The 9,385-nt window shown below is 70.5% G+C and carries 8 protein-coding genes; 3 read left to right on the top strand and 5 right to left on the bottom strand.

The genetic code is table 11. The features are described from left to right. Window positions 1-301 precede the first annotated feature (301 nt). Both CKO28_RS25245 and CKO28_RS25250 read left to right on the top strand, forming a co-directional pair. On the top strand, window positions 302-1,528 hold the full coding sequence (locus CKO28_RS25245; protein ID WP_200343799.1) for an acyl-CoA dehydrogenase: 1,227 nt from the start codon (window positions 302-304) through the stop codon (window positions 1,526-1,528). 134 nt (window positions 1,529-1,662) lie between these two features. Then, entirely contained in the window at window positions 1,663-3,012 is a 1,350-nt protein-coding gene (locus CKO28_RS25250) for a 3-hydroxyacyl-CoA dehydrogenase (protein WP_200343801.1), read from the top strand. Between the two features lie 166 nt (window positions 3,013-3,178). On the opposite strand, the gene CKO28_RS25255 is transcribed toward CKO28_RS25250, so the two are convergent. From CKO28_RS25255 to CKO28_RS25275, 5 genes are all read right to left on the bottom strand, one after another. Next, complete coding sequence (locus CKO28_RS25255) at window positions 3,179-3,892, bottom strand: ABC transporter ATP-binding protein (protein ID WP_437127657.1); 714 nt, start codon at window positions 3,890-3,892, stop codon at window positions 3,179-3,181. After that, complete coding sequence (locus tag CKO28_RS25260) at window positions 3,889-4,641, bottom strand: ABC transporter ATP-binding protein (RefSeq protein ID WP_200343803.1); 753 nt, start codon at window positions 4,639-4,641, stop codon at window positions 3,889-3,891. Before CKO28_RS25260 ends, CKO28_RS25255 begins: the two co-directional genes overlap by 4 nt. Then, window positions 4,638-5,639 carry a branched-chain amino acid ABC transporter permease gene (locus CKO28_RS25265; protein WP_200343805.1) on the bottom strand — a complete coding sequence of 334 codons (1,002 nt, stop codon included), beginning with the start codon at window positions 5,637-5,639 and terminating at the stop codon, window positions 4,638-4,640. Before CKO28_RS25265 ends, CKO28_RS25260 begins: the two co-directional genes overlap by 4 nt. Beyond that, window positions 5,636-6,562: a branched-chain amino acid ABC transporter permease gene (locus CKO28_RS25270; protein WP_200343807.1), complete on the bottom strand. Its 927-nt coding sequence runs from the start codon at window positions 6,560-6,562 to the stop codon at window positions 5,636-5,638. Before CKO28_RS25270 ends, CKO28_RS25265 begins: the two co-directional genes overlap by 4 nt. A gap of 73 nt (window positions 6,563-6,635) precedes the next feature. Next, complete coding sequence (locus CKO28_RS25275) at window positions 6,636-7,799, bottom strand: ABC transporter substrate-binding protein (protein ID WP_207168930.1); 1,164 nt, start codon at window positions 7,797-7,799, stop codon at window positions 6,636-6,638. A gap of 290 nt (window positions 7,800-8,089) precedes the next feature. Between CKO28_RS25275 and CKO28_RS25280 the strand changes: the two genes are divergently transcribed. Then, window positions 8,090-9,385 (top strand): NAD(P)-dependent oxidoreductase (locus tag CKO28_RS25280; RefSeq protein WP_200343811.1); only part of this gene is annotated, 1,296 nt, incomplete at its 3' end.

The raw sequence follows: 9,385 nt of genomic DNA on the forward strand, positions 1-9,385 counted from the left end.
GGCCTGAAGGTCTCCAACGCCGACATGGCCACCCTCGACATCACCGGCGATTCCTTCCATCCCGAGTGGAACTACACCATCAAACCAAGGCCAACGAAAACGTAGCGATTATCGTCGGTGGCGTCCTAAGCGCCCCGCGATGGGCCACGCCTCAAGGCGCCCCGGACTGGCTTGCCCCGACCCAGCGCGGTTATACTCTCGGCCCAGACACTTGGTCGCCGTCGTGCGCGCGGTAGCCCCGCGCGCCGGCCCGAGTCAGCGTCCATCGCGACGCCACACGACCCCAAGCGGAGGACCCGCCATGACGCCCGCCGATCCCGCGCCCAAGACCGATCAGCAGCCCCAGGCCAAGCCGGCGTTCGACTGGGCCGATCCGCTGCGGCTGGACGAACAGCTGAGCGACGAGGAGCGGATGATCCGCGACACCGCGCGGGACTACTGCCAGGACAAGCTGATGCCGCGTGTCCTGGAGGCGAACCGTCACGAGCGTACCGACCGCGCGATCATCAACGAGATGGGCGAACTCGGCCTGCTCGGGGCGACGATCCCGGAAGCCTACGGCGGGGCCGGCGTCAACCATGTCGCCTACGGCCTGATCGCGCGCGAGGTCGAGCGGGTCGACAGCGCCTACCGCTCGGCGCTCAGCGTGCAGTCGTCGCTGGTGATGCATCCGATCCACGCCTACGGCAGCGAAAGCCAGAAGCAGAAGTTCCTGCCCAAGCTGGCGCGCGGGGAGTGGCTCGGCTGCTTCGGCCTGACCGAACCGGACGCCGGTTCCGACCCGGCGTCGATGAAGACGCGCGCGAAGCAGGTCGACGGCGGCTATTCGCTGTCGGGATCGAAGATCTGGATCACCTCCTCCCCGATCGCCGAGGTGTTCATCGTCTGGGCCAAGTCGGACGCGCACGACGGCCGGATCCGCGGCTTCATTCTGGAGCGCGGCATGGACGGCCTGAGCAGCCCGAAGATCGAGGGCAAGTTCTCGCTTCGCGCCTGGGACACCGGCGAGATCGTGATGGACGAGGTGTTCGTGCCGGAGGACAACCTCCTGCCCAATGTCGCCGGCATCAAGGGTCCGTTCGGCTGCCTGAACAAGGCGCGCTACGGGATCGCCTGGGGGGCGATGGGCGCGGCCGAGTTCTGCTGGCACGCCGCCCGGCAGTACACCCTGGACCGCCAGCAGTTCGGCAAGCCGCTGGCCCAGACCCAGCTGATCCAGAAAAAGCTGGCCGACATGCAGACCGAGATCGCGCTCGGCCTGCAGGGCGCCCTGCGGCTGGGCCGGCTGATCGACGACGGCCGCGAGACGCCGGAGATGATCTCGCTGATGAAGCGGAATTCCTGCGGCAAGGCGCTCGATATCGCCCGGCAGGCGCGCGACATGCACGGCGGCAACGGCATCGCCGACGAGTACCACGTGATCCGCCACGTCATGAACCTGGAGGCGGTCAACACCTACGAGGGCACGCACGACATCCACGCCCTGATCCTGGGCCGCGCCCAGACCGGCCTGCAGGCGTTCCAATAGGCCCCGCGGCACTGCGGCGCCCGGACGGCTCCCGCACAAGCTGACCGTCGGCGCCGCCGGTTGACCGCCGGCCCCCTCTGCGGCGATACCGCCCGCGCAGTTAACGCAGCCGCGCACGGCTGAGCGGGGGTTTGATGAGCGAGCACGCCATCCGGCGGGTCGCCGTGATCGGCGCCGGACGCATGGGCACCGGGATCGCGCAGGTCTGCGCCTTGACCGGACTCCCGACCGTGCTGGTCGACCGCGATCCCGACGCGGCCCAAGGCGCGCGGCAGACCATCCAGGCCGCCCTGCACCGCGCGGTCGGGCGCGAGCGTCTGAGCGCGACCAACCGCGACCGCGCGCTCGCCAGCCTGACGCTGGGCGGGCTTGCGGACCTGAGCGACGTCGATCTCGCGATCGAGGCGGTGCCCGAAGACCTCGACGCCAAGACCCAAGTGTTTCGCGCGCTGGCCGAGGCCGCGCCGCAGGCCCGGCTCGCCACCAACACCCGCACGCTGTCGGTGAGCGCGCTCGGCCGGGCGGCCGGGCGGCCGGATCTGGCCGGCCTGCACTTCGTCGATCCGGTCCCGCGCACCCGGGTGCTGGAGGTGGTCTGCGACGACACCGCCTGGCCCGCGCTGAACGGGTTCGCCATGCGCCTGGGCAAGATCGCCGTGCGCTCGGCGGACAGCCCGGGCTTCATCGTCGAGCGGTGCAGCCAGCCGCTGGTCCTGGAAGCCGGGCGGATGCTTGGCGAAGGGCTGGCCGACGCGGCCCAGTTGGACGCCTGCCTCAGCACCGCGCTGGGCGCGCCGTTGGGCCCGTTCGAACGGATCGACCTCGCCGGCACCGACGTCGCGGCCGACCACGCCGAGCGGCTGTGGCGCGCGCTGGGCGAACCGGCGCGCTTCGCCCCCGATCCGCGGCTCGCCGAGCTGGCGCGCGCCGGCAAGCTCGGCCGGCAGAGCGGCGAGGGTTTCCACAGCTACCCGCGGTCGGCCCCGGAAACCCCGGACGCGGTCAACGAGGTCGGCCCGTTCATGGAACTGCTGGCGCAGGTCTGCCCGATCGCCACCACCGACGGCCGTACGGCGGCCGAGCGCGCGGGCCCGAACGGCCTGGCCCTGCTGGACGTGGCGCCGGCGCCGTTCATGGAACGGCCCAGCTTGGCGTTCGCGGCCGCCGGCCTGGACACCGCGACCAAGCGGGAGCTGCACAAGACCGGCGGCCACGAGGGAATCGCGCTGGTCGAGGTCCCCGACGCCCCGGGCCTGATCGCGCTGCGCGCCGTCAGCGCGGTCGTCAACGAAGCCGGCCACGCCGCCGCCGAGGGCGTCGCCGAACTCGCCGAGATCGACCGGGCGCTGCAGCTCGGCCTGTTCTGGACGGTCGGCCCGAAGCGCCTGATCAGCTGGTTCAAGCCGGCGATCCAGCGCACGTTGCAGGCCCTGGAGGCGCGCGACGGCCAAGGCATCTACACGCCCGCGCCGCGGATTTTCTAGAGCAAGATGCTGAAAGGCGAACCCGCCTTCAGCTGAATCCTGCTCTCTGTTCAAGCAGTTAGAGCAAGCGGCGCCGTGGCGGCTTGGGTCCCCCTTCCTCCAGCTGTGTCGGAGAGGGGACTTGCTGCGATGCCCTGCGGGGTCCCGAATGCGCCGCGGCACCCGCTCAGACGTGCAGGTGGTGTTCCAGTGCGCGAACTGGATCGACCGTGTCCGAGCCGGCGTCCAGCCGGGCGACCACCTCGCCCTTCTCCAGGACCACGTAGCGGTCGGCGAGGCGGGCAAGGGCGGCGAGGTTCTTATCGATCACCAGGATCGCCTCGCCGTCGGCCTTGAGCCGGGCGAGCCGGTCCCAGATCTCTTCCCGGATCATCGGCGCCAGGCCCTCGGTCGCCTCGTCCAGGACCAGCAGCGCCGGGTTGGTCATTAGCGCCCGACCGATCGCCAGCATCTGTTGCTCGCCGCCGGACAGTTGCGACCCGAGATTGTCGCGCCGCTGCTTGAGCGCCGGCAGGAAGCCGTAGACGCCCGCCAGGTCCCAGCGCGCCCGGCCCCGGCCCGTGCTGGCGGTCGCCATCAGGTTCTCCTCCACGCTCAGCGTCGGGAACACCTGCCGGCCTTCGGGAACCAGGCCCAGGCCGGCCTGGGCGATCCGGTGCGGGCGCGCGCCGGTCAGGTCACGCCCGCGCACCCGAACCCGGCCGTGCCACGGGCGGATCAGGCCCATGATCGCGCGGATCGTGGTGGTCTTGCCCATGCCGTTGCGGCCCAGCAGCGTCACCACCTCGCCTTCGCGCACCTGGAGGTCGACGCCGAACAGCACCTGCGCCGCGCCGTAGCCGGCGGCGAGACCTTCGACCGACAGCAGCGGCGCGCTCACGCGGTCGCCTCCCCCAGATAGGCCGCGCGGGCCTGCGGGTTGTTCCGGATTTCCTTCGGGGTACCGGTGGCCACGATCGCCCCGGCGACCAGCACCGACACCCGGTCGGCAAGGGTGAAGACGGCCTCCATGTCGTGTTCGATCAGCAGCATCGGGTAGCGCGCCTTCAGGCCCAGCAGCGTCTGCGTCAGCGTCGCGCTCTCCGCCCGGCCCATCCCGGCCATCGGCTCGTCCAGCAGCAGCGCCTTGGGCGCGCCGGCGAGCGCGATCGCCAGTTCCAACAGCCGCTTTTCGCCATGACTGAGCTCGCCCGCCACCAGGTCGCCGCGGTCGCCCAGGCCGAGCTGTCCCAGGCAGGCGCGCGCGGTCTCGTTCAACGCCCGCTCCCGGCCGGCGTCTCGGAAGAAGCGGAACGACTTGCCCGCCCGCGCCTGGGCGGCGAGCGCCACGTTCTCCAGCGCGGTGAACTCCGGGATGATCGAGGTGATCTGGAACGACCTGCCCAACCCGGCCTGCGCGCGGGCATGCTGGCTGAGCGCGGTGACGTCGCGGCCCTGGAACAGGATGCGGCCGCGGTCGGGCCGCACCAGGCCGGACACCTGATGGACCAGCGTCGACTTGCCGGCCCCGTTCGGGCCGATCAGCGCGTGGCATTCCCCCGGCATCAGCGTGACCGTCACGTCGTCGGTCACGCACAGCGCGCCGAAGCTCTTGGTCAGGCGATCGATCTCCAGCACCGGATCGGTCATCCGCCGCCACTCCGCCGGGGGCCCTGCAGCCGTTCGATCCAGCCGGCCAGTCCGCCGTGGGCGTAGAGCGCGATCAGCACCAGCATCGGCCCGAAGATCAGCCGCCAGTCGTGGGTGATCCCGGACAGCACCTCCTCGATGAACACGAGGAACAGCGCGCCGATCAGCGCCCCGTTGCGTGAGCCCATGCCGCCCAGCACGACGATCGCGATCAGGTCGCCGGAACGCTGCCAGGAGCCGATTGCCGGCGATACGAAGTTCGCCTGCGCGCCCCAGAACACGCCCGCCAGCGCGGCGATCAGGGCCGCGATCACATAGGCGGTCAGGCGATAGCGGAACACCGAGTAGCCCATCGTGGCGACCCGCGTGGGGTTCTGCCGCGCGGCCCGGAGCACCCGGCCGAACCGCGACACGGCGATCCGGTTGACCAGCAGCCAGACCCCGACCAGGGCGGCCAGGATGCTCAGGAACAGACCGGTGTCCGACTTCAGCAGCCCGGTGCCGGCGACGTCGGCCGAACTCCACAGCGTCAGGCCGTCGTCGGCGCCGTAGCGCGACAGCGATCCCATGGCGAAGTACAGCATCTGCGCGAATGCGAGCGTGATCATGATGAAGTAGACGCCGCGCGTGCGCAGGCTGATCGCCCCGGTGACCAGCGCGAACAGGCCGGCGGCGGCGAACGCGGCCGGCAGGATCGCGAAGATCGAATAGACCCCCTCGTCGATCGCGATGCCGTAGGCGTAGGCGCCGAGCGCGACGAACGCGGCGTGGCCGAACGACACCATGCCGCCCTGCCCGATCAGCAGGTCGAGCGAGATCGCCGCGATCGCCAGGATCATCGCGCGCATCGCCAGCGTCGTCAGGTACCCGCCGCCGTAGAGTTGCGACAGCAGCGGGGTCAGCGCCAGCAGCACGAAGATGCCAAGCGCGATCCCGACGGCGCAGCGGCGGCCCGCGGGCCGACCGTCGGCCGCGGCGGACAGGGCGGATGCCGTCATCTGGCCCCGCCGGCGGCGAACAGGCCCCGCGGCTTGAAGAACAAGACGCCGGCCATCAGCAGATAGATCAGCATGGAGGCGAGCGCGGGTCCGATCTGATTGGCCGACGAAGGGTCCATCATCAGCCTAAGCCCGTCGGTCACCAGCGTCCGGCCGACCGTGTCGACCAGCCCGACCAGCAGGGCAGCGACGAACGCCCCGCGGATCGAGCCGATGCCGCCGATGATGATCACGACGAACGCCACGATCAGCAGGTTGTCGCCCATCCCGGGCTGGACCGAGAAGACCGGCGCGGCCATCACACCGGCGAAGCCCGCCAGCATGGCGCCGAACGCGAACACGACCAGGAACAGCCGGCGGACGTTGACGCCGAGCGCGTCGACCATGTCCGGATTGGTCGCCCCGGCCCGGATCAGCATGCCCGCCCGGGTCTTGGCGATCACCAGCCACAGGCCCAGCGCGACCCCGAGCCCGGCCCCGATCAGCGCGATCCGATAGGCCGAGTAGCGCATCCCGCCGATCAGCGGAAACGACCAGTCCAGCAGCTCGGGCGGCGGCACGCTGAGCGCGGCGGGGCCGAACAGCACCTCGGCCAGTTGGTTGACGAAAATGATCACGCCGAAGGTCGCAAGCACCTGCACCAGGTGATCCCGGTCGTACAGGTGACGAAACACCAGCACCTCGAGCAGCACGCCCAGCGCGAGCGCGGCCGGCAGCGCCAGCGCGAGCGCCGCCAGGAAGCTCCCGGTGACCTGGTAGAGCGCCCAGCACAGGTAGGCGCCGATCATGTACTGCACGCCGTGGGCCAGATTGATGAACCCCATCACCCCGAACACCAGCGTCAGGCCCGCGGCGATCAGGAACAGGATCACGCCCAGCTGCAGCCCGTTCAGCACTTGGATCAGCAGGAGGGTGGTGGACATCGATACGCTCGGTTAGCTGCGGCCGGCGGCACGGGCGTCCGCAAACGCCGCGTCACCGGCCAAGAGGCCCGTCCTACATCTGGCACTGGTCGGCGAAGCTGTCCTCGTAGTCGTCGAACACCTTCTGCTCGATGCTGGTGATGTAGGCCCCGTCCGAGCGCTGCTCGACCTTCAGCTGGTAGAAGTCCTGGATCGGGTAGTGGTTGTTGTTGAACGCGAAGTCGCCGCGCAGCGAGGTGAAGTCCGCCGCCCGCAGCGCTTCCCGGAAGGCGTCCTGGTCATCCACGCCGCCGGTCTTCTCCAGCGCGCTGTCGATCAGCATCGCGGTGTCGTAGCCCTGCATGGCGTAGCCGCCGGGGACATAGCCGTATTTCGCCTCGAACGCCGCCACGAACCGCCGGCTCGCGTCGTTCGGCATATCGGGCGCCCAGTTGCCGGCCGCCTTGAAGCCAAGCGCGTCGTCCTTCTGCGCCGGCAGGGTGGTCTCGTCGGTGGTGAAGACGGACATGAAGTCCATCTGGTCCGCCAGGCCGGCGGAACGGAACTGTCCGACCAAGCGCACGCCAAGCCCGCCCGGCATGAAGGCGAACACCGCATCGGCGTCGCTGGTCGCCATCCGGGCGATCTGCGGGGAGAAGTCCTGGTGGCTCAGCGGGACGTAAATCTGGTTCGCGATCTCGCCCTCGTAGTGCTTCTGGAAGCCGTCCATGTTGTCGCGCCCGGCCTGGTAGTTCGGCGCGATCATGAAGACGCTCTCGTAGCCCGCCTGCTGGGCGTACGCGCCCATCGTCTCGGCGTTCTGGTTGTTCTGGTAGGATGTGACGAAGAAGTACGGGCTGCAGTTGCGCCCGGCGAAGGTCGACGGACCGGCGTTGGGCGAGATCAGGAAGGTCTCGCTCTCCACCACGGGGCGGAAAATCGCCTGCACCATGTTGGAGAACACCGTGCCGACGACGATGTCGACCTGGTCCCGCTCGACCAGCGCGGTCGCCGCGGACAGCGCGACGTTGGGCTTGAGCTCGTCGTCCTCGACGATCAGCTCGATCTCCCGACCGCCCAGCCGGCCACCCTGCTGTTCCAGCGCCAGCCGAAAGCCGTCGACCACCTGCTCGCCGAGCGCGGCCGGCGGGCCGGACAGCGTCATCACCATGCCGATCTTGACCGGCTCGGCCGACCCCGGGCTGGGCGAAAACACGACCGTGCCCAGCACCGCCAGCGCCGCGGCGAGCTTCTTCATCATCAATCTCCGTATCGTTCAATTTTGCGCGGTTGGACCGGTTGGCGCGCCCCGAACCGCCTCCCCGTGCGACAGGTTGTCCGCGCCCTGGCGGCACTGCAAGCCTTTTCCGGCCGCCTGTCCACCCCGGCCCGGACGCGCACCGGCGGCCCCGTCGGGTCGTCCGGAGAAACTTGACCGATCGATCAGGTTTTGCGTCAATACCGCCTTGCCGCCGGTTACGCCGGCGGGTCGGACCATAGGCCGGCGCGGCTCCAAGCCGCGCCCGGCCGCTCAGGCGGGAGGTACGGTTGGCGAAAAGCACGCGCACCCGGGACGTCGCGACGGGCCGGCTGGCCCCATACCAGCTGACGGCGAACTTCGCCGACGCCTACCCGCCGCTCAGCCAGCACGCGGCCGCCGTCGAGGCCGCGCGCTGCTATTTCTGTCACGACGCGCCCTGCCTGCACGCCTGCCCGACCGAAATCGACATCCCGCTGTTCATCCGCCAGATCGCCGCCGGCAACGACATCGGTGCGGCGGAGACGATCCTGCAGCAGAACGTGATGGGCGGCATGTGCGCGCGCGTCTGCCCGACCGAGACGCTGTGCGAGGGCGCCTGCGTGCGGGTGGCGAGCGAGGGCAAGCCGGTCAAGATCGGCCGGCTGCAGCGCCACGCCACCGACGCCCTGTTCGCCGACGGCCGGCAGCTGTTCGCCCGGGCCGAGCCGACCGGCAAGACGGTCGCGGTCGTCGGCGCTGGCCCGGCCGGCCTCGCCTGCGCCCACCGGCTGGCGGTGCTGGGCCACACGGTCAAGGTGTTCGACGCCCGGCCCAAGGGCGGCGGCCTGAACGAGTACGGCATCGCCGCCTACAAGACGGTGGACGACTTCGCCCAGCGGGAACTCGCCTACATCCTGGAGGTCGGCGGGATCACGCTGGAAACCGGCCGGGCGCTCGGCCGCGATCTGCAGCTGGCCGACCTGCGGCGCGATTACGACGCGGTCTTCCTTGGGATGGGCCTGGCCGGCGTGAACGCGCTGGGCGTCGCGGGCGAGGACCTGGAAGGCGCGCTCGACCCGGTCGACTATATCGCCGATCTGCGCCAGGCGCGCGACCTGTCGACCCTGCCGGTCGGCCGGCGGGTGGTGGTGATCGGCGGCGGCATGACCGCGATCGACATCGCCGTGCAGTCCAAGCTGCTGGGCGCGGAGGACGTCACCATCGTCTACCGCCGCGGCGCGGACGCGATGAACGCCAGCCGGGTCGAGCAGGAGCACGCCCAGACCGCCGGCGTCACGATCAAGCACTGGCTGGCGCCGCGGCGCGTGCTGGGCGGCCCGGACGGCGTCTCGGGACTCGAGCTGGAGTACACCCGGACGACCGCCGACGGCCGGCTGGCGGGCACCGGCGAGACCCTGACCCTGCAGGCCGACGTCGTCTTCAAGGCGATCGGCCAGCGCCTGGGCGCCAACGGCGCGCTCGACGCCGGCGACCACACGATCGCGCTGGAGCGCGGCCGGATCCGCGTCGATGCCGCGCGCGCCACCTCGATGCCCGGGGTGTGGGCGGGCGGCGACTGCGTGGCCGGCGGCCAGGATCTGACC

Origin of the sequence: Rhodovibrio sodomensis, assembly GCF_016583645.1 — a bacterium.
Classification (GTDB): Bacteria; Pseudomonadota; Alphaproteobacteria; order Kiloniellales; family Rhodovibrionaceae; genus Rhodovibrio; species Rhodovibrio sodomensis.